General features: G+C 51.3%; 21 protein-coding genes. 7 read left to right on the top strand and 14 right to left on the bottom strand.

The window, feature by feature from the left end; genetic code table 11:
• Positions 1 to 477 (top strand): methylated-DNA--[protein]-cysteine S-methyltransferase, encoded by a 477-nt coding sequence (locus N24_RS15675; RefSeq protein WP_096459250.1) that lies wholly within the window; start codon positions 1 to 3, stop codon positions 475 to 477.
• On the opposite strand, the gene N24_RS15670 is transcribed toward N24_RS15675, so the two are convergent.
• The 3 genes from N24_RS15670 to N24_RS15660 form a co-directional block, all read right to left on the bottom strand.
• Positions 474 to 1043: a YdcF family protein gene (locus N24_RS15670; RefSeq protein ID WP_096459248.1), complete on the bottom strand. Its 570-nt coding sequence runs from the start codon at positions 1041 to 1043 to the stop codon at positions 474 to 476. The genes N24_RS15675 and N24_RS15670 overlap by 4 nt on opposite strands.
• Positions 1044 to 1103: 60 nt before the next feature.
• The gene (locus N24_RS15665; RefSeq protein ID WP_096459246.1) at positions 1104 to 2255 is read right to left on the bottom strand and encodes an RtcB family protein; all 1152 of its coding nucleotides are present in this window, start codon (positions 2253 to 2255) and stop codon (positions 1104 to 1106) included.
• A 241-nt stretch (positions 2256 to 2496) separates the two neighbouring features.
• Positions 2497 to 3306, bottom strand: coding sequence for an Fpg/Nei family DNA glycosylase (locus N24_RS15660; RefSeq protein ID WP_096459244.1), 810 nt, complete (start codon positions 3304 to 3306; stop codon positions 2497 to 2499).
• 151 nt (positions 3307 to 3457) lie between these two features.
• Here N24_RS15660 and dps point away from each other — a divergent pair, with 151 nt between their 5' ends.
• Together dps and N24_RS15650 are read left to right on the top strand one after the other, a co-directional pair.
• On the top strand, positions 3458 to 3955 hold the full coding sequence (gene dps / locus N24_RS15655; RefSeq protein ID WP_096459242.1) for a DNA starvation/stationary phase protection protein Dps: 498 nt from the start codon (positions 3458 to 3460) through the stop codon (positions 3953 to 3955).
• Positions 3956 to 4497: 542 nt separating this feature from the next.
• The gene (locus N24_RS15650) at positions 4498 to 5985 is read left to right on the top strand and encodes a DUF1846 domain-containing protein (protein WP_096459240.1); all 1488 of its coding nucleotides are present in this window, start codon (positions 4498 to 4500) and stop codon (positions 5983 to 5985) included.
• Here N24_RS15650 and alsE read toward each other — a convergent pair.
• The 9 genes from alsE to N24_RS15605 all read right to left on the bottom strand — a co-directional run bounded on the left by alsE (position 5936) and on the right by N24_RS15605 (position 13346).
• A complete protein-coding gene (gene alsE, locus N24_RS15645; protein WP_096459238.1) occupies positions 5936 to 6661 on the bottom strand; it encodes a D-allulose 6-phosphate 3-epimerase in 726 nt (241 codons plus the stop codon). The genes N24_RS15650 and alsE overlap by 50 nt on opposite strands.
• Before the next feature lie 14 nt (positions 6662 to 6675).
• Positions 6676 to 7785 carry a PTS fructose transporter subunit IIC gene (locus tag N24_RS15640; protein WP_197702412.1) on the bottom strand — a complete coding sequence of 370 codons (1110 nt, stop codon included), beginning with the start codon at positions 7783 to 7785 and terminating at the stop codon, positions 6676 to 6678.
• A 15-nt stretch (positions 7786 to 7800) separates the two neighbouring features.
• Entirely contained in the window at positions 7801 to 8130 is a 330-nt protein-coding gene (locus N24_RS15635) for a PTS fructose transporter subunit IIB (RefSeq protein WP_096459236.1), read from the bottom strand.
• 23 nt (positions 8131 to 8153) lie between these two features.
• On the bottom strand, positions 8154 to 8615 hold the full coding sequence (locus tag N24_RS15630; protein WP_096459234.1) for a PTS sugar transporter subunit IIA: 462 nt from the start codon (positions 8613 to 8615) through the stop codon (positions 8154 to 8156).
• The gene (locus N24_RS15625; RefSeq protein ID WP_096459232.1) at positions 8612 to 9028 is read right to left on the bottom strand and encodes a PTS sugar transporter subunit IIA; all 417 of its coding nucleotides are present in this window, start codon (positions 9026 to 9028) and stop codon (positions 8612 to 8614) included. The genes N24_RS15630 and N24_RS15625 overlap by 4 nt, the downstream gene beginning before the upstream one ends.
• A complete protein-coding gene (locus tag N24_RS15620) occupies positions 8997 to 10490 on the bottom strand; it encodes a BglG family transcription antiterminator (RefSeq protein ID WP_096459230.1) in 1494 nt (497 codons plus the stop codon). Before N24_RS15620 ends, N24_RS15625 begins: the two co-directional genes overlap by 32 nt.
• 179 nt (positions 10491 to 10669) lie before the next feature.
• Positions 10670 to 11665 carry a transketolase family protein gene (locus N24_RS15615; RefSeq protein ID WP_096459228.1) on the bottom strand — a complete coding sequence of 332 codons (996 nt, stop codon included), beginning with the start codon at positions 11663 to 11665 and terminating at the stop codon, positions 10670 to 10672.
• Between the two features lies 1 nt (position 11666).
• Positions 11667 to 12548 carry a transketolase gene (locus tag N24_RS15610; protein ID WP_096459226.1) on the bottom strand — a complete coding sequence of 294 codons (882 nt, stop codon included), beginning with the start codon at positions 12546 to 12548 and terminating at the stop codon, positions 11667 to 11669.
• A 27-nt stretch (positions 12549 to 12575) separates the two neighbouring features.
• A complete protein-coding gene (locus N24_RS15605; protein WP_096459224.1) occupies positions 12576 to 13346 on the bottom strand; it encodes an SDR family NAD(P)-dependent oxidoreductase in 771 nt (256 codons plus the stop codon).
• A gap of 207 nt (positions 13347 to 13553) precedes the next feature.
• Here N24_RS15605 and N24_RS15600 point away from each other — a divergent pair, with 207 nt between their 5' ends.
• Positions 13554 to 14918, top strand: coding sequence for an MFS transporter (locus N24_RS15600; protein ID WP_096459222.1), 1365 nt, complete (start codon positions 13554 to 13556; stop codon positions 14916 to 14918).
• Between the two features lie 24 nt (positions 14919 to 14942).
• On the opposite strand, the gene N24_RS15595 is transcribed toward N24_RS15600, so the two are convergent.
• Both N24_RS15595 and N24_RS15590 read right to left on the bottom strand, forming a co-directional pair.
• Complete coding sequence (locus N24_RS15595; RefSeq protein WP_167382151.1) at positions 14943 to 15593, bottom strand: GntR family transcriptional regulator; 651 nt, start codon at positions 15591 to 15593, stop codon at positions 14943 to 14945.
• Between the two features lie 59 nt (positions 15594 to 15652).
• On the bottom strand, positions 15653 to 16744 hold the full coding sequence (locus tag N24_RS15590; RefSeq protein WP_096459218.1) for an inositol-3-phosphate synthase: 1092 nt from the start codon (positions 16742 to 16744) through the stop codon (positions 15653 to 15655).
• 327 nt (positions 16745 to 17071) lie between these two features.
• Between N24_RS15590 and N24_RS15585 the strand changes: the two genes are divergently transcribed.
• Genes N24_RS15585 through N24_RS15575 form a run of 3 tightly spaced genes read left to right on the top strand, consistent with a single transcriptional unit; the run spans position 17072 to position 20869 of the window.
• Positions 17072 to 18910, top strand: coding sequence for an efflux RND transporter periplasmic adaptor subunit (locus N24_RS15585; protein WP_231911045.1), 1839 nt, complete (start codon positions 17072 to 17074; stop codon positions 18908 to 18910).
• 4 nt (positions 18911 to 18914) lie between these two features.
• The gene (locus N24_RS15580) at positions 18915 to 19604 is read left to right on the top strand and encodes an ABC transporter ATP-binding protein (protein WP_096459214.1); all 690 of its coding nucleotides are present in this window, start codon (positions 18915 to 18917) and stop codon (positions 19602 to 19604) included.
• Complete coding sequence (locus tag N24_RS15575) at positions 19604 to 20869, top strand: ABC transporter permease (protein ID WP_096459211.1); 1266 nt, start codon at positions 19604 to 19606, stop codon at positions 20867 to 20869. Before N24_RS15580 ends, N24_RS15575 begins: the two co-directional genes overlap by 1 nt.
• Positions 20870 to 20902 lie beyond the last annotated feature (33 nt).

The raw sequence follows: 20902 nt of genomic DNA, 5'->3' as shown, positions 1-20902 counted from the left end.
ATGGTCCACTTACGTTATGATTCCCCGATTGGTGAACTCCTACTTGTGGCAAGCGATCACGGACTGACATATGTGGCGTTTTCTGATGAAAATTATGCAGCCTGCACTGTAGGATCCACCCCTGGAACCAACGCCATTTTGGAGCAGGCAGTATCTGAATTAAAAGAATACTTCGCAGGTCAACGCAAAGTATTTACCACCCCGCTTGAATGGCCGAATCAGAACTTACTGAGCTTCCGTGGCAAAGTTCAAGAATTCCTACTCTCCATCCCGTATGGGGAAAGCAAAACATACAAGCAGATCGCTGTGGAACTAGACAACACAGGGGCGGTGCGTGCAGTCGGAAGTGCGTGCGCCACTAATCCTCTGCCTATCTTTGCTCCCTGCCATCGGGTGTTGCGTTCTGATGGAGCTTTAGGCGGATACCGCGGTGGCTTGGAAGCCAAGCAGTGGCTGCTGAACCTAGAACAGCGCTAGCTTATGTCAGCGCACGGTGCGGTGATCCAAAATTTGATGTAGCCACCTATTTCATGGAGTACTGCGTTATATAGGCCAGTACGACCAAGGCTATTGACGTTAAGCACTGTGGATTCGCCGGTGTAGCACTGATCAAACATGGTGCGCACGCGCTGAGTATGAGTGCGGCTGGTCACCACCAGCGCACTCTCCCACCCGTGTTCTTTTGCGAGGTCATTAAATGTGCGGGCTTCGCCAGAAGTAATCACTGGGTAGGGATCCATGCAGTAGCTGGTGGCACCTTCGGGGCGCTTATTGCCAGCACAGTGGGCATATCCAACTTTGTCGCGGGAGCCACTGGGGTTGGAGACCACGTAGTTGCTGGCATAGCCATCTTCGACTAGTTGAGCACCGTATTCGTGTCGGCCATCGCTTGCACCAGCAATGACCAGCACTACATCAACTTTTTTGGGTTCAGCTTTGGAGGGGAACACAAACCACGCCAACACTAATCCGCAGATGACCATGACGCTCAGCAGCAGCGGAATGAAACGCTTAAGAAGCAGATGGCGAATTTTAAGAACCATTCACGCCCCTTTTTGCTCCTTAAATCAAAGTATCCGTTAGCACTCTACCGCCAATGCATTTTAGGTGCCTTTCACGTTGACGATCTGGCGCAATTTGTGGCGAATCTGTACCAAATCGGCAGCGTCTTCCATGACTTGATCGATGTCTTTGTACGCATCGGGAATCTCATCGATCCACTCCTTGCCCGGCCGGTAGACAATACCGGTCATACGTGAGTCAAGGTCGGCCGTCGAAAAGCGTTTTTTAGCTTGGTTGCGCGACATCCGCCTGCCAGCCCCATGCGGCGCCGAGCGAAGTGCCTCGGCATTGCCCTTGCCGCTGACCACGTAGGACGCGGTGCCCATCGAACCTGGAATCAGCGCCGGCGTGCCCTCATTCGCCAACACGGCACCCTTACGGGTGAGCCACACGGTCTGCCCGTAGTGCTCCTCCCGGACCGTGTAATTATGGTGGCAGTTGATGCGCTCGACCTCTTCAAGCTGCTTTTCGACGAAAAACTCCAGCTCCCGTGCGAACCTATCCATCATTTCTTCCCTGTTGAGGAACGCAAAACGCTGCGCCCAGTTCAGTTCCGAAATATAAGAGTCGAATTCTTTTGTTCCTTCAGTCAAGTACGCAAGATCCTTATCTGGAAGTTCCTCGCCCGCGCACGCTGCCTGGGCAATCTTGATGTGTTTCTGCGCAATTTTGTTACCCACACCGCGGGAACCGGAATGCAAAAACATCCACACCCGATCCAACTCATCAAGGCACAACTCAATGAAGTGATTGCCTCCACCAAGTGAACCCAACTGGCGTTTCCATGTCGGCGAATGAGACAAATCCACCCCATCGCGTGCAGCAAGCTCCTCCAACTCCGCGATTTTCGGCTTAGCCGTCTCCTTCAACGTGGAAGAATTGTAATTTCCAGGAGACAAAGGAGTCACCCGCTCGATGTAATCCCGAAGGACAACCAAATCACGCCCCTCCAAGTCGGCGGCCGTGTAATTGGTACACACCCCTATCATCCCGCAACCTATATCCACACCCACTGCTGCAGGAATGATCGCGCCTTTCGTGCCGAACACAGTGCCCACCGATGAACCCAATCCGTAGTGAGCATCAGGCATCAAAGCCACGTGTGGGTAAATAAACGGCATGGTGGCGGTAGCTTCTGCTTGCTTCAAGGCTGCATCTTCCAGGTGGGAAGCAAAATTAATTACATGATTCATTAGAGATTCCTTTGATTCGGTTTCAGTCGGATACAAAAAACCCTCCCGGCTGCTGACTGCTCAAGCGCGCCGGGAGGGTGTAAACGTGTACGTTTTTAAAAGTTCACCACGTTTTTAAGGTATGACGGCGCAAGTCTATGCAGCAGTTGTAGTTGCTGATAAAAGCGCACGGCCATCTCCTTGATCTTTTTAAACGTGTAGTGCCATCATTACAGCTGATGTTGATTCTGTCTAGTGCTGTCTAGCGTTGGCAGTCTGGGCACCAAAATAGATTGCGCCCTTCCATTACTTGTTCCTTGATGATCGCACCGCAGATGTAGCATTCTTGGCCAGTGCGCCGGTAGGTATATACCTCGCCGCCGTGATCATCTTTTCGAGGTGGCCTGCCCATTGCTTCCGGGGTGTGTTCTGGGCGCACAGTATCGATACGACCAGCAACAACACCCTCTTTCATTAGTCCGACAAGGTCTGCCCAAATGGACCGAAACTGTGCCGTGGTGATGTCTTTCCCAATGGTGAATGGTGAAATTCCAAGGCGGAACAGTGTCTCTGCGCGGTAAATATTTCCCACACCGGCAAAAAGTTTTTGATCCATCAACAATGAACCGATACTGCGTCCTGAGCGTTGAACCTTAATCCGGATTGGTTCAGGGTCAGCATCATCTCGAATGGGATCTGCTCCTAATTTTCCAATGGCTTGGGTGCGCTCTGCATCGGTGATCAGCCTGCACCACTGGGGGCCACGTAAATTAGCCGCGATTTCCCCATCGGAAAGATGCAGGCGAATCTGCCCCCGAGTCTCTTGCGCTGGTTCAAATAGCAAGGTGCCGATAAGACCCAGGTGAATATACAAAATATGTTCTGGGTGGTCTGCATCGAATTCTACGAAGAGGTGTTTGCCAAAAGCTTCGGAGACAGTAATGCGATGTCCGTTGATTATCGACGCCTCGGCAGCAAACCGTCCCTGCGGTGACGTGGCTTCCAAAATGGTATCGCCGAAGGTCTTTTTAAGTTCCCCGGCGAGTCGATGAATCACATGTCCTTCTGGCATAATTACCAACCCTAGTAGCCGAGGTGTTAGTTTAATAAAAAACTAACTGTGGCCTGCGAAAATGAAGCTTCTTAGGGTAGGTTTTCCTCATATATATAAGCTTAGGCTAACGATGGGTGACAATTAATTATTAGTGGCTATAATGAGAGCTATGAGTAACTACACAGTCCCCGGAATCAATGAAAATGACGCAAAGCAGCTTATTGATGGACTGCAGGAGCGTCTCACCGACTACAACGATCTTCACCTCATTCTGAAGCACGTGCACTGGAACGTCACCGGCCCTAACTTCATCGCCGTTCACGAAATGCTCGACCCACAGGTTGAACTAGTTCGCGCATACGCTGATGCAGTGGCAGAGCGCATCTCCACTCTTGGTGGCGAGCCAGTCGGAACCCCAGAAGGCCACGTTGCTGATCGCACTCCACTTCAATACGAGCGCAATGCAGGCAACACCCAAGATCACCTCAACGATCTAAACCGTGTGTACACAAAGGTGCTCACCGGTGTTCGTGAGTCCATGGCAGCAGCTGGCCCAGTGGATCCAGTCACTGAAGACATCTACATCGGACAGGCAGCGGAGCTGGAGAAGTTCCAGTGGTTCATCCGCGCACACATTGTTGATGCAGATGGAAATATCCAAGAGTAAGACGTCGACAAGCATCTAAAGCGCTGACCCCCACCAGCCCGGGGGTTAGCGCTTTTGCGTTAGGGGCTGAAGGAAAATAAGAAGAAGGGTTCTTTGTGTCTGCAGGGGGAGGCTTACGCCCGCAAGTCCCACAGCTATCGTCTTCAAAGTCAGTTGCAAGGGTGGCGTGGGGAAGCTTTGCTAGGATCCACCACAAATGCTTAAAATTTTGTGATTTGTGGTAGATCCTTGCGGTTCCAAGGCTCAATTGTGCTCGAATCCACCACAGAATCGCGATTTCGTGGCGGATGTGGTGGATCCTTGCCCTGCGGGCTTTCAACAGCCTTCCAGGAATCACACCAGTCACTGACGTACTAATGGCCCCGAAATTAACCGCCTCTAAAATCGTCTCTAACGGCCTAACTTCCCCGCACTAAGGAAAGAGGTAACTCAGCAATCTCGGCCCCTTAAATCGACTCCCTGGAGGCTTGCCCATTTTGTGGGGTGTCCGGGTAATGTTTCAGGGGTTAGATTTCAGCTGAAGCAACTGGGGAGTTGACGCTATGCGCACCGGATTCGACCGCGACCTTTATATCAAGATGCAGTCGCAGCACATCAACGAACGGCGCGAGCAGATCGGCGGCAAGCTGTATCTGGAAATGGGCGGAAAGCTTTTCGACGACATGCACGCCTCCCGTGTCCTTCCCGGATTTACGCCGGACAACAAAATTGCGATGCTCACTGAATTGAAAGATGAGCTAGAAATTCTTGTCGCCATCAACGCGAAGGATTTGGAGCGCAAGAAAACCCGCGCTGATCTGGATATTTCTTATGAGGAAGATGTTTTGCGCCTCATTGATGTGTTCCGCGAGTTGGGTTTTTTGGCAGAGCATGTGGTGCTCACCCAGCTGGAGGATGATAATTATCAGGCGTTGGCTTTCAAGCAACGCCTTGAGCGCCTTGGTCTTAAAGTAGCTGCTCACCGTGTGATTCCGGGTTATCCTACTGATGCGCGCCGCATTGTCAGCGAGGATGGTTTCGGCATCAATGAGTATGTGGAAACCAGCCGCAACCTGGTTGTTGTCACCGCGCCGGGGCCGGGTTCTGGAAAGCTCGCAACATGCCTGAGCCAGATTTATGGCGACCACCAGCGTGGAATCAAGTCCGGCTACGCAAAGTTTGAGACTTTCCCCATTTGGAATCTCCCGCTGGAACACCCGGTTAACTTGGCTTATGAGGCTGCCACCGCGGATCTTGATGATATCAACATCATTGATCCATTCCACCTCGCCGCCTATGACACCAAGGCCACCAGCTACAACCGCGACGTGGAAGTATTCCCGCTGCTGAAAACCATGTTGGAAATGCTGTCGGGCTCATCGCCTTATAAATCGCCCACCGATATGGGCGTGAACATGGTGGGACATGCAATTATCGACGACGCGGTGTGCCAGGAAGCCGCCCGCCAAGAAATTGTTCGGCGTTACTTCAAAGCGCTTGTCGACGAGCGCCGCGAGGAATCCGACGATACGATTTCAGCGCGCATCGCCATAGTCATGAGCAAGGCCGGTTGCACCGTTGAAGATCGCAAAGTGGTGGCTCGCGCTTTGGAAGTTGAAGAAGCAACCGGTGCACCAGGTTGTGCCATTGAACTCAATGATGGACGCCTCGTTACAGGTAAAACATCGGAACTGCTTGGATGCTCCGCAGCGATGGTGCTGAATGCTTTGAAGGAACTGGCTGGTATTGAATCCAATGTGGATCTGCTTTCGCCTGAGTCCATTGAACCAATCCAAACGCTAAAGACCCAGCACTTGGGTTCCAGGAACCCGCGCTTGCACACCGATGAAGTTCTGATCGCGTTGTCTGTATCAGCGGCAAACTCAGATACTGCACGCCGTGCACTGGATGAATTGAAAAATCTCCAAGGCTGCGATGTCCACACCACCACGATCCTGGGATCGGTTGATGAGGGTATCTTCCGCAACCTTGGAGTACTAGTTACCTCAGAGCCGAAGTACCAGCGTAAAGCCCTGTACCGGAAGCGTTAAGTCCGGTGGCCTTCGCTAAACCGTCGGCGAAGGTCTCCCATGCCACCTCGATGGAGTCATCGATGCCAAAAAGACCACTGCGACCGATGATGTAGATATCTGCCTTTGTATCAGTCATGGTGACAAAGGACTGTTCGTTGAAAGAGCCGTCGATTTCAATATCGAAGGTAAGGCCACGCTCTTCACGCAGTGCACGCAGCTCCCCTACCTTGTCTAAAGAACCAGGTAGAAAACGCTGACCGGCAAAGCCTGGATCGACAGTCATCAGTGTCACTTTTTGCACCTCATCCAGATACGGCAGGATTGTGCTCACGGGAGTTTCTGGGTTGAGCACAACTCCGAAATCTAGGCCGGCGTTATGGATTTGATCAGAGAGCCTAAACGCTAAACCGTTGAGTACCTCGGCATGTAAGCAAATAACATCTGCGCGTACTTTGATCAGTTCATTGGTCCAAAACGTGGGGTCAATGGCCATCACGTGGGCTGAAAGAGGCAGGTCGGAGACTTTCCGTACTTCCTCCATAAACCATGGTGACAGCGCTAGATTTGGCACAAAGTGTCCGTCCATGATGTCGATGTGATAGGAATCGACACGGGAATTGAGGAAACTAAGCTGCTCCTGGAATTTATCTAAATCCATGGTCATCAGTGATGGGGAGATTCGAATATCGTTCATGATGTGAAGCCTTCCTAAAGGATCTTGATTTCTGCGTCGTCGATATCTTCTTCTTCCACTTCCAAGACATGCTCAATCTTGCGCACATCTCGTTTAAGGAGAGCCAGCACCAGTCCTGTGACAAAGGCATTGACCAAGACTGCAACCAGGAACGTCCATGGAGTACTCAGCGTTGGCATCACCAGGAATCCACCGAAAGGCACCGTGGCATCTGCACCTAGGATCATCGCGGTAGCGCCACCAAATGCGGCACCAATTCCGGTTGCAAGAACACAACGCACCAGGTCATTAAGCACGATTGGCAGCACGGACTCCACGATGGAAATTAGGCCCATGGGGAAAGCAGAAGGCAAAGTTTCTTTTTCAACTGGGGTGTAGATCTGCTTGCGGAACAATTTGGCGATCCAGTGTGCTGCACAGAATCCCAATGGGGTTGCAGTGTTCACCACGATCAGTGCGGTAATGGGTTCGTTTACACCTGCTGCCTGGAGGGTAAGGGTGAAGGCGAAGACCGTCTTGTTGATTGGTCCGCCGTAATCAATAGCCGCCAGCACACCGATAACAATGCCGTAAGCCAGCAATGATGCAGTGCCGAGGGAAGAAAGGTACTCAGTTAACCAGGTGGTCAGAAGCTGAATTGGGGTACCGATGACGTACACCATGATCATGCCACCCAAGAAGGAGGCAACCAGCGGGACAATCACCAACGGCATGAGCGAACGCGCCCACTGTGGAACCTTGAGATAACGAATCACACCCAAGGTAATGAAACCGGCGATGAAACCACCAAGTAAACCACCGATAAAACCAGCATCCACCGCAATGGCAGTCATACCAACGATAAGACCCGGCGCGATACCAGGCTTCGCCGCAATCGAAAACGCGATACCGGTACTGATGATCATGCCCAAAAGACCAAGTCCTTGAGCGCCCATCACAGCCATGGCATCCCACACGGTGTAGGAACCGTCAGTGAGATCAGCGCTGGTAGAACCACCCAAAGCCATGCCGATCGCAATGAGGAAACCAGCGCCAGTAACTACTGGAATCAGATAAGAAATGGCGGTGAGAAGATGATTTTTGAAACCAATCTTCTGCCACGCAGTCACAAGTGAATCTTTCATGTCAGCTCATCATCCTTAGCGCAGAGCAGCCTGATCAGCTTGGTGAACTTCTTCAGCCTTAGCGATCAACTTCTTAGGAGACTTAATAGCTACTTCAGTAGGGACCTCAATGATGCGCTTTCCTTCAAAACGCTCACGGCCAGCAATCGCAATATCAATGGCCAAAATGACAATATCTGCAGCGGCAACAGCATCTTGAGGCAACTTGTTCTCAATACCAATCGTGCCCTGAGTTTCCACAGCAATGGTGTGGCCAGCAGCCTTAGCTGCAGCTTCCAACTTCTCGGAAGCAATGTATGTGTGAGCAACGCCCATGGTGCAAGCAGCGATTCCAACAATGTTCATGATGATTCCTTAAAAGACTTAAACTAAGCGAAAGCGGCGACGACGTCGTCTGTGGAAGATGCGTTGATGAGTGCATCGGTGATTTCTTTGTGCGCAAGCTTGCGGGCAAAAAGACTCAGCAAGCGAAGATGCTCACGGGCACCCTCGGGTTGGTCATTGACTGCAAACAAAATGATTCCCTGAACACCAGCATCGTCGAGGGTTTCCCACTCAATTTCCTGATCTAAAACAACCACCGACACTGACGGGTTATTTACAGCGGAACTCTTTGCATGAGGGATGGCGATCAAATTACCAATGCCCGTTTTACCTTGGGTTTCGCGGAATTGGATATCGCGGACAAAAGCATCGGGATCACTGACTGCACCTTTTTCCGCGAGGCGATTAGCCACCGCATGAAACACCTCTAGTTTGTTGGCATAAGGTGCGCGAAGTTCCACGAGCTCTGGATCGATGAGCTCAGAAATGGTCTGTGGAGTGCTCATTGGTCTCTCCTTTCGATTACTGCAAGATAGTGCTGAAACTGCTCCGTGGAGCTAAAGGATCGAATCCGGGAAACTTCCTCCTCATACGCCAACTGACGCATAAGAAGTGAAAGTGCCCGTTTACTTTCCGGTACTGCATTGGACGGCATGAGAACTAAAAGCCAAGTGACTTCACCTTCAGTTCCCAGGACCAGCTGGATCCGGGGAACTGAATCTGTCACCACATGTGGGATAAAAAATCCTGGTGCAACCTCAGTGCTGCCTATTTGATCACGATGTTGAATTTTTTCAAGGATGTCCTCGGTGGAGGTTGGATCAAACCGCACCGCGGCGTCGACAAGCTCTTTTAAGCTTTTATCTTTTAAAACCTGGATATCGATATCAGCGAAGCTTGCGGATGGAGTCGCGGACATTGCGCTCACTCTCCTTCGTCAGCATCGAATCAACCAAAATCACATGCGCAGACAACTCCGTGCGAGGAACACTGACGCTGGACACGATTAGCTCAATGTCATCGGGGATACGCGCCGGGTAGTCCTCCAGGCTGTAAACACCTTGAATCTGCAGGTCAGGGAAACGATTCTCCAACTTCACGCGAAGCAACTCCGACACCCCAAACCCAGAAGCACACATCACCGCAGTCTTGATCGGACGCCGGTGAGTCTCCTTTTCGCGAGCGAAATACAGCGAAATGTAACCGGATTCATGATCACTGATCGGCGGCAAATTGAATTCCTCCGCGATGATCGGCGCAGCAGCCGTGACCGCTAAATACACATCGCGGTACTCCTTCTGGATCTGCGCGATCAGCGGATTTTTCACCACCACCTCAAACCGCAAACGATTAAGCATCGGTGTGATGTGATCAGCAAGATCCTGCCGCAGCTTCTCCGTGTGGAACGGGCCAGCGACTTTCCCTGCGACCAGCTCAATGAAACGATCAGTGACAGTTAAACCCTCGGTGTGGTGCTCGGAGTCGGGGTTTTCTGCTTGTGATTCTGCTTGTGGTTCTGGGGTTCCGATGGTTCTAGAGGACACCAAGTACCTGCGGATGTACTCAGCTTCAGAAATATGAAGATTCAAACCGCTGAGCTTCTGCAGCTCCTTCAACGCCTCGAAGGAAACCTCCGCAAACGGAGCACCAGGATGAGGCCCTGTACCCAACTCAAGAGAATTTGATAAAACCGCAGCTCGGCGCGCACGCAGCAACACAATATAAAGGTGAGACTCCAAATTCATCCGATACGGCTGTGGCACCGTGGCATTAAGAGTTTCCTCAATATGCGACACAGCCTTTTCAACCGTGCCCAAGATGCGCTCATCACCCAAAGTGGTAGCCGCCAGGAAAGGCTTCTCCGAAGCTGCAGAAAACGTATCCGACAACGCCAACCGCACCGACTTCTCTGAACCTGAAATCGACATAGTCGCAGATTTCCTAGACAAGGTTAGGCCGAAACCATCGCACCAACTTCTTAAATGAGGCTCATCAGCACGCAACGTGAACTCACTGATGAAAAACTCACCAAGAATATCCACAACACTCACCGGAGCTGGCGAATTAAGCAACAACTTCACCAAAATCGAACGACGCCTTGCCTCCGGAGTGGAGAAATCATTCTTCATCGGCTCCGTAAACGGCTTCGGGCGGTGCGTTAACTCCACAGCATCTTCAAAACGACCCGGCGCAATCCGAAAACCCAAACCACGCTGGCTTTCAATAATGTTGCTAAACGCCGGATCCTTCTTAGCGCTTTCAATCAGGCGGTAAACAGTCTTGGTGGAAACATCCAAATGTTGCGCCACTTGTGCCGCCCGGAGGAAATCACCCTCCGTGATCAACAACTGCACTATCGCAGACAACTGTGAATTACTCATGTTCACCGCCTTTCCCTAAAGCAACTGATTTGTTACTAAGGACATTAAGGCAATGGTTAGAGTTTTAGCTCACATGCTTTGTCCGTTGCAGTGGACACCGGTTAAAGAGAAAGATCGGTCCATTGGAAAAGAAACAACCCGACGCCGTGAATGACGTCGGGTGCGGAGGGAAAATTAAGCTACTTAATTTCTTGTAGCACTCGTTTAAGGACAGCTTCCTTTGAAAGGCCATAACGATCGTGCAGAGTGGGTAAGGCTCCCGCTGCAAGGAACTCATCTGGAAGTGCGATGTGGTGAATTTTCTTTCCAATGCCCTGCTTAGCCAGTGCTTCTGCAACGCAGCTGAACAGTCCACCGATCACAGTGTGGTTTTCCAACGTGAAAACGGTGCGATCAGTATTGACTTCCCTGACCACCGTTTCCTCATCAAATGGCTTGATGGTTGCGCAGTGCAGCACGGAGACTTCAATTCCTTGTTTGGATAGTTCCTCGGCAACGAGAAGTGCACGCATTGTCATTAATCCGGAAGAAACTAGTAGAGCGTCATCGCCTGGACGAACAACCTTGGCCTTACCTACCTCAAACTGATAATCGTACTGATCGAGGATGCGAGGGACGGCGCCTCGCAGAAGCCGGGTGTAGGTAGGGCCAGGGATATCTACCAGTTGAGGAACGGCTTGCTCAATATCAACAGCATCACAAGGATCAATGATGGTTAGATTGGGAATGCCACGAAGAATGTTGATATCCTCGGTGGCCTGGTGAGATGGGCCGTATCCAGTGGTAAGACCTGGGAGAGCTGCCATGATATTGACGTTGATGTTGGGCTCAGCGATGTCGAGGCACAAAAAGTCATAGGCTCGTCGAGTAGCAAAAACCGAATAGGTGGAGGCGAAAGGTACAAGCCCAACTTCAGCCATACCGGCCGCTGCCATGAGTAGCGACTGCTCTGCCATTCCCATTTGGAAAAAGCGGTCAGGGAATTTATCTCTGAAAATATGCATGTCGGTGTATTTGGCTAAGTCTGCACTAAGACCCACAATGCGTGGATCGATTTCTGCCACTTTGTTTAAGGCAGCACCCAGTGGAGCCTTGGTAGTGGGAACGCCTGCATCTGCAATCGATGCGATCATGGCTGCTGAACGCAGCGGAGCCTTTTGGGTTGCAGTGGTCATGTTAGTTTTCCTCGTTCTTGAATCCATCGGTGAGCTGCTCTTTACATACGCTCCATTCATCTGTGGCAATCTTCATGAAATGAAGCTTTTCGCGACTTTCTAGCATGGGGACGCCCTTGCCCACGGTGGTGTCACAAATGATGATGTGTGGCTGACCTGTGACGTTTGCGCTGTTCGATACAGCATCAAATGCCTCTAGTAAGGCTTGCGGATCATTTCCATTGACGCGTTGGGTGTGCCAACCGAAGGCAGTCCAGCGGTCCTCTTGAGGTTCGTTGCTCAATACTTCAGCAGTGGGACCATCCGCTTGGAGACCATTCATATCTACGATGGCGATAAGATTTCCGAGTTTCCAATGAGATGCAGCCATGGCAGCTTCCCAGGTTGATCCTTCATCAAGCTCGCCATCAGAGAAAAGTACGAAGACTTTTTGATCATCACGGCCTTGAGCACGCAATCCAAGTGCTCGACCGACGCCCAGTCCCAGTCCGTGGCCAAGAGAACCTCCAGCGATTTCTACGCCTGGAGTGTAGGTACTCATGGCAGACATTGGAAGACGAGAGTTATCAGCTGCATAGGTCAAAAGCTCTTCGCGTGGAATAACCTGTGCTTCTGCCAGGGCTGAGTACAGGGCAAGCGCGTAGTGGCCAATGGACAAGAGAAAGTGATCGCGATTCTCCCATTCTGGATCTTCTGATTTGTAGCGAAGCTGGTCTTTATACACTGCGGCGAGAATATCCGCGGATCCAAGTCCCTGGCCAACGTAGCCCTCACCCTGGGCCTCACCCTGCTCGAGAACTCCCATGCGGATGTTGTAGGCAGCTTCTTTGATAGTGGATACGCGCAAATCAATTGATTGCGCCGGAGGTAGTGTGCTGGTCATGATTCTCCTTCTATAGGTAAAAGTTGCTTAGGATACGTAGGATCCGCCGTTGATGGACTGAGTTGTTCCAGTGATGTAGCCTGCGTCTTTGCTACTCAGCCAGACATATAGCGCTGCAATCTCCTCAGGGCTTGCCTGGCGCCCTAGTGGGACAGATTCAGATAGCTGCTTTTCTCTATCAGGAGTGCTGCCAACGCGGATGTCGGTGTCGACAACGCCCGGAGCAATCGAGTTTGCGGTGATGCCCAAGTGTGCAAACTCGCGAGCGATGCCACGGGTCAACCCGAGAATGCCAGCCTTGGCAGCAGCATAGGACGTCTTAGAGAACACTCCACCACCATGCTGGGCGGTTACCGATGAGGTAGTGACTATGCGTCCGTATCCGCTTTCAATCATTTGTGGCAAAAATGCTTGGCAAGTTAGGAAAGTTCCAGTGAGATTCACTGCGATGATGCGGTTGAATTCATCGAGAGTGAGATCGAGGAAGTCTACTGGAGAAGCCACACCTGCGATTGCTGCGAGCGCTCCAACCGCTGGTAGATCCGAGTTCTTGACAGCTTCAGCAGCTGCGGCAACGGATACAGGGTCAGTGACGTTGCACTGGATACCAATAGTGGGAGCGCCAGTTTCTGCAGAAATCTCGGCAGCGCGCTGCTTAGCAGCGGCTTCATTGAGGTCGAGGATGGCAACTGCCCAGCCTTCTTGCGCATATCGACGCGCTGTTGCTTGGCCGATGCCACGAGGGGCGGCTCCGCCAGTAACGACAGCGGTAAGGACGGACTGGTTTTCGGTGGGCATTGAGAGCTCCTGACTTCTGAATTTTGTAAATGATCGCGTCAACTAAAAGCAATCAAAGTTGACGTAGGTCACACATTATGGTGCCGGCTGTCCTAATGTCAACAGTAGGACAATTATCAGTTAAACAGTTGACATGAGGCACGGTTTTGTTGCAAAGTGTTCTGCAACACACAAATCTGGGTGTGAGATGGAATCTAGGAGACAAAAATGCAAGACTCGAAAGTTGATATCCGCGGGCCAGTGCATGGCACCAAAGATGCAAAGCGCGTAGCCAGTGGATCTGCTGTTGGTGCGATGATTGAAAGTTATGATTTCATCGGATTCGGCACCGCATCTGCTCTGTACCTCGGTGCGGCGTTCTTCCCCAGCCAAGACCCCATGACCGGTGTTCTTGCATCATTTGCAACACTCGGCGTAGGGTTCATCGCCCGACCAATCGGAGGCGTCATAGGTGGTCATCTAGGAGATAAGGTCGGCCGAAAGCCTGTCCTGGTTGCTTCCCTGCTTCTCATGGGATTGGCAACATTCCTCATCGGTTGCCTCCCTACCTATGATCAAGTAGGCGTACTTGCCCCAATCTTGCTGGTCACCGTGCGCATCCTCCAGGGCCTTGCCTTCGGTGCGGAATGGGGTGGTGCAATTTTGATGACATACGAACATGCACCGTGGAAGCGAAAGGGATTCTTCACCAGCTTTGTTCAAGCTGGCTTCCCTGTGGGCCTTCTGTTGGCCAACCTTGTGTTCTTAGTATCTGTTGCATTACCAGGTGACTGGGCCTGGAGGACTCCATTCCTCTTCTCAGCAGTCCTTGTAGTGGTTGGCATGGTCATTCGAAACAAGGTTCCTGAGTCCCCGGTCTTTGATGAAGTTAAGAACTCCGGCACCGTGGTTAAGTCTCCAATTGTCGAGGTCTTTCGTACTGACTGGCGCAACATCGTTCGAGGCATTGGTTTGCGCGTTGCAGAAACGGCAGGTTATGCAGTCGCAATCACCTACATGATGAGCTATATCGTTAACCATGAACCACCAATCGGCAATAACAGTGACACTCTATTGGCACTCTGTATCGCTGCTGCACTGGGCAGCTTCGCTACCGTTTGGTGGGGTCGAAACACCGACAAACGTGGACGGCGCCCCCAATACATCTACGTCTGTGCATTCTCTATCGTGTGGGCATTCCCCATGTTCGTTCTGGTCAACACAGGAAACACTATCCTCATGATTGTGGTGTTCATTGTCTCCTATTGTGTTTGCCAAAATGCCCTTGCGGGTGCACAAGGGGCATGGTTCCCAGAACTGTTTAGCGCAAACGTACGTTCTTCAGGAGCTTCACTGGCGTACCAGATCTCCGCAATGATCTCTGGGATTACTCCATTTGCCACAACCCTGCTCTACATCAAGTTTGATTGGTATGGGCCAGCAATTCTATTCGCGGTTTATGCGCTATGTGGTCTGATCGCAGCGGTATCCACCAAAGAAACCTGGTCTAAGGAACTGCGTGATGAAGTCGACAAAATTACCGCTGAAACCACTAATGATTGGGCGAAAACTAAAGAGTCCCAAAAAGTTTAAGCTAAAGCATGCTTCTTTGAAGCATTAGCTCATGGAGGAATCCCACTGTAGTGAGGCTTCCTCCATATGCGCGCGTATAATCTCCTCCGCTGCAGCTGGATCGCCATTTTCAATCGCATCTAGAACTGGAATATGGCGATTGCCGTCCATGATCTCCAAGGATTCCTCCCTTGCAGCGGCAAAGAGCCCAATACGCATTTGGGCTTCGAGGTGCTTCCATGAATTGAGTAGGATTGTGTTTCCTGATGCGCGACAGATCTGCTCGTGAAATGCCAAATCCTTATTCAAGACAGTGTTAAACTCCCCTTTTTGTGTTGGGGGGAGTTGTTTGCGTAATTCAGCGACAATTTCCTGACGATTTGGTAACTCAATGATCTCACGGATCGCCAAACCCTCGAGTGCTGCACGAACGCGAAACAGCTCTTGAATTTCTCGTGGAGTTGGCTCGTGAACAGCACTGCGTCCACGCGAATCGCTGTCAACCAAGCCAGCCTGCTGCAATGACCGCAGTGCTTCACGCACTGTTCCTCTGCTCACGCCAAAGGACTCTGCAAGTTCAGTTTCTAGAAGCACTGATCCAGGACGCAAAGTACCGTCGGTGATCGAGTTCAAAAGCGTTTGATGCACTTGATCTCGAAGCGTGAGCCGGTTCATTTTGATTGAGGGGATTTCCACGACACTAACCTTATCAGTGTGGGTCATCTCATTTTCAACGTTGACCGACTCGCATGTAGTTATGCCTCGATGATGAATGCCTCCAGGCGTTCCCTAGCAACATCGTCTGGAAGCTGCGCTGGTGGGGACTTCATCAGGTAGGAGCTAGCTGGCATGATGGGTCCGCCGATTCCACGGTCCAGGGCGATTTTTGCGGCGCGGACAGCGTCGATGATGATGCCGGCAGAGTTGGGTGAATCCCACACTTCGAGCTTGTACTCCAGGTTGAGAGGTACTCCACCAAACGCGGTGCCCTCGAGGCGGACATAAGCCCACTTGCGGTCATCTAACCATTGGACGTGGTCGGATGGTCCGATGTGAACGTTGCGGTCTTCCACTTTTCCAGACAGTGGACCATCTGGAATGTTGGAGGTCACGGCCTGGGTTTTGGAGACTTTCTTGGACTCTAGGCGGTTGCGGTCAAGCATGTTTTTAAAATCCATGTTGCCGCCGACATTGAGTTGCATGGTGCGGTCGACGCGAACACCACGTTCTTCAAAAAGACGTGCCAAGACTCGGTGGGTGATGGTTGCGCCGATTTGGGATTTAATGTCATCGCCAACAATTGGGACACCAGCGTCGGTGAACTTCTTAGCCCATTCTGGGTCGGATGCGATAAAGACTGGGAGTGCGTTAACGAAGGCGCAGCCTGCATCGATGGCGGCTTGTGCGTAGAATTTATCGGCTTCTTCGGAGCCTACTGGGAGGTAGGACACCAAAACGTCGGCTTTTGCGTCGATAAGCGCTTTGGCAACGTCGACTGGCTCGGCGGTGGACTCGTCGATGGTCGCCCGGTAGTGATCGCCCAGGCCGTCTAAGGTGGGGCCGCGTAAAACGTTGATGCCGGTCTGCGGGACGTCGGCGATTTTGATGGTGCAGTTTTGTGAGGCTTCGGTGGCATCTGCCAGGTCAACGCCTACTTTTTCGGCATCAACATCAAAAGCGGCGACAAATTCGATATCGCCGACGTGGTAATCGCCGAATTGGACGTGCATCAAACCTGGGACGGTTTCGGAAGGATCTGCGTTTCGGTAATATTCCACACCCTGAATGAGGGAGGTTGCGCAGTTTCCGACTCCGGCGATGGCAACCCTGATGGTGGACTTGCTCATTTAAATTTTCTCCTCTTAAAAAAGATACTGGCCGCGACCGATAAGCTTCGCCGCACGCTGTTCGACGCTACGTCTGAAAATGACCCAAAATGTGGGGATTGCGAGTTGAAAGCAGACCTGATCGATCAAGCAACTCAGTTGATCGATCAAGCATTACCCCCGTTTGGGAGAGTAAAAACGGAGGATTTTGGAGGGAAAATAAGTTAGGGGCATTCCCCGATGTGCTGGGAATGGTATGTCCGTACCCTGGTTTTTTAAATACAGACTTGTTGCAAAAACTTAAGAAAGGAGCGCCCCGGAGCTTAACGTTCCGGGGGCTATCTCACTGTGGCACTACCACCCTCACTTTCCTTGGTCCCAAAGAAACTCATCATTGTGGCCGTGGTCCTGATTTTGATCATTGTCGCTGCAGCTGTGTATTTTCTGCGCCCTTCGTCAAATGAGCAGATGATTGCCACTTCTGATGTTCGTGAGATTTCCTCGGAGGGGATCGTGGCTCGTGTTTCTGTCAATGGAAACATTGAAGCTGCGCGAACCACCACCATTTATACGAGTCTGACTGTGCCGGTAGCGAACTTGCCGGTTGCTGTTGGTGACCGAGTGGCAGCTGATCAAGTTTTGGCTGAGCTGGATGCCTCTGCCCTGCAACGACAGCTGGATGAAACAGATGCCAATAATGCACGAGCTGCAATGACGAACCGTAATTCCATTGCACAATCGCAACAAGCATATGAGCAGTCCAGAGAACTTTTGGATAACGGTCTGAGCCCGGAGATTAACTCTGCGCAGTCTTCACTTCGAACCGCATCTCAAGGGTATCAAGATGCCATTCGTGATTTCGAGGCGAAGCAAAAAGATGTGGATGGCGGTTTGGATTCCACCATGGTTGCCCAATCAGATGCCCTTAAAGCAGCGCGTGAGCAGGCAGATGCAGCGGAAATTGAGCGACTACGTGCAGATTTTGGGCTGATCAACAATGATCGCAGCAACCTGAACGATGTCATTGGACTGCTAGATGACAGAGAAGCATTAGCCGCTGCGGAAGCTGAGTTAGCCCAGGCACGGACTTCAGGTGACCCGGAAGCCATCGCCGCGGCTGAAACAAAAGTAGATGGGCTTGAACAAGCAATTGCCACAAAAACATCCGCATGGCCCAGCCAGGATCAAACCTATGTGCAGTCCTACACCACGCTGGAGGAAGCTGAGCGGCGCGTAGCATCAACCACCGAAGATCTAGAAAAAGCTGAACGGGTGTACATTGATTCACTTGGAAAAGTTGATGCTGAGTTAGCTGCTGCTCAACGCGCAGTAGCTGCAGCACACGCTGCCCAGCAAGACGCTGCACTTAGCTTGGAAGCAGCCCAACTATCCACTCAGCACCAATTGGAAGCCCAATCAAGCGCGATCGATGCAGCTTTAGGTTTGGCGTCAGTAGATAATGAAGCCGCAGCCAGATCCACTTCCCAACTGCGGATGGATATCAACAACACCACGGTGCGTTCCCCTTACTCCGGCATTGTCTCATCTGTGCAGGCAGCCCAAGGCCAACCAGCATCCGGTGCTTTGTTGAGCGTTGCTGATGATTCCGAGCTGAAAATTTCCGCCAATGTGAAAGAAGCCGAGATCGGCAATGTTGCTGTTGGATCGAGGGTCACGTTCACTACACCGTCAACTGGTACTAAAGAGTTTACCGGCCGAGTATCCAAGGTCTCTCCGATTGCTGCTTCAGCTCCGGTAACGGAAGAAGGTACCGCAGGTGGCCAAGGTGTCTCCACGAACACTGATGTCACCTTCCCCATTGAAATCTCCGTCACCGGCGACCGTGAAGGCCTCAACCTTGGTGGATCAGCGCGCGTACGCATTGTTCATGAAATCGCACCACATGCGCTGACTGTTCCGTTGGAGGCCGTGTACCAAAATGATCAAGGCAAGGATGCTGTTTTGATTATCAGCGACGATAACAAAGTGGAAGAAGTAGAAGTCACCACAGCGGAATCCGATGATTTTGATATCGCTGTCAGCGGCCCTGGAATTTCATCAGATGCCCGAGTTTTGACCCAGCCCGGAAACTACCGAAACCTCATCGGACAAGAAGTAAAACTCCAGACAGATACAGTGGCACAAGCTTTCGCCACCTCACCAACACCTGATGGCCAGGCGATTTAATCCCATGAGCCTTATTGAAATGACAAATATTGTAAAGACGTACAACATCGGAACCGAAGGTGAACTGACAGTTTTGCATGGTGTTGATTTCCATGTGGAGCGCGGTGAGTTCGTCTCTGTTGTGGGCACGTCTGGTTCAGGTAAATCAACAATGATGAACATCATTGGCTTGTTGGATAAACCCACTGATGGCAGCTACACCCTTGATGGCGTGGATGTGCTGGATATCAGTGATGATGCGTTGGCTAGTCACCGTGCTAAATCAATTGGCTTCGTGTTTCAAAACTTCAATCTGATTGGGCGAATTGATGCATTGAAAAATGTTGAGATGCCGATGATGTATGCGGGAATTCCTGCTAAACAGCGGCGCAGTCGTGCGGTGGAATTGTTGGAGATGGTGGGCATGGGTGAACGTTTAAACCATGAGCCAAATGAACTATCTGGTGGTCAGAAACAGCGAGTGGCTATTGCACGTGCGTTGGCTAATGATCCAGAAATAATTCTTGCCGATGAACCAACGGGTGCTTTGGACTCTGCAACTGGCCGGATGGTGATGGATATTTTCCACCAGCTCAACAAGGAGCAGGGAAAAACCATTGTGTTTATTACGCATAACCCTGAGCTCGCTGATGAATCGGATCGGGTGGTCACCATGGTTGATGGGCGCATCATTGGATCAGAGGTGAAACGTTAATGAGCGTTGCAGAATCAATTCTTTTGGCTTTAACCAGCCTGAGAAGCAACAAGATGCGCGCATTGTTGACGCTTCTGGGAGTCATCATTGGTATTGCATCAGTCATTGGAATTTTGACCATCGGTAAAGCCTTGCAGGACCAAACTCTAGACAGTCTGGAGAGCTTGGGGGCAAATGATTTATCGGCGCAGGTTGAAGAACGCCCTGATGAGGATGAACCTGAAGCTGATATGTTCGCCTACGCAGCCCCCGGGAGTGCTAGCGGCAACCTCATCCCGGAAGAAACAATGGACACGCTCCGAGATCGTTTCAGCGATAGCATCACCGGAATCAGCGTTGGCGGAATGGGCACCCAAGGCACCCTGATCGGGGAGGACGCAGATCTTAAATCTGATCTGCAGGGCGTCAACGAGGACTACATGTGGATGAACGGCATCGAAATGCACTATGGCCGCGCAATCACGCAGGACGATGTTGCCGCTCAGCGCCCCATTGCGGTCATCGCGCCAGATGCTTTTAATACGCTTTTCGACGCAAACCCCCAACTGGCGCTGGGATCTGAAGTAGCTTTTGAACTCAATGGTCAAGAGACATTTCTACGAGTTGTAGGCGTGTATAAAGAAGCCGCTGCAGGTGGCCTTGTGGGAAGTATGCCAACCGTAAATACTTACACCCCCTATCCGGTTGCCAATGACATCATTCATGCAGAAGACGGATTTAGTACATTAAGCATCCGCGCAGCCCAAGGCGTGGATCAGGACGCGCTTAAAGATTCACTCCAAACATATTTCGATGCCCTCTACGCCAACAATGAATCACACCATGTTGCGATGTTGGATTTCCGTAAGCAGATTGAAGAGTTCAATACCATCCTCGGAGCCATGAGCTTAGGTATCTCAGCAATTGGTGGCATTTCACTTCTTGTGGGCGGCATTGGGGTGATGAACATTATGTTGGTGTCTGTCACAGAGCGCACCCGCGAGATTGGTGTGAGAAAAGCACTTGGTGCTCGTCGCCGAGACATTCGCCTTCAATTCGTCGTTGAAGCAATGATTATTTGTTTCATCGGAGGTCTCCTTGGCGTGCTCTTAGGTGGTGCGCTTGGTTTAGGTCTATCCAGTGCCATTGGTTATATTTCTTTGCCTCCACTGAGCGGAGTTGTGATTGCCTTGCTCTTTTCCATGGCTATTGGCCTATTCTTTGGCTACTACCCCGCTAATAAAGCAGCAAAGCTCGATCCGATTGACGCTTTGCGTTATGAGTAAAAGCGTCAGTTTTAAGGTAGCTGCACATCGGAT

The sequence above is a fragment of the Corynebacterium suranareeae genome (genome assembly GCF_002355155.1).
Classification (GTDB): Bacteria; Actinomycetota; Actinomycetes; order Mycobacteriales; family Mycobacteriaceae; genus Corynebacterium; species Corynebacterium suranareeae.
The sequence above is the reverse complement of the archived record's forward strand: the minus strand, read 5'-3'. Positions and strand labels throughout refer to the sequence as shown.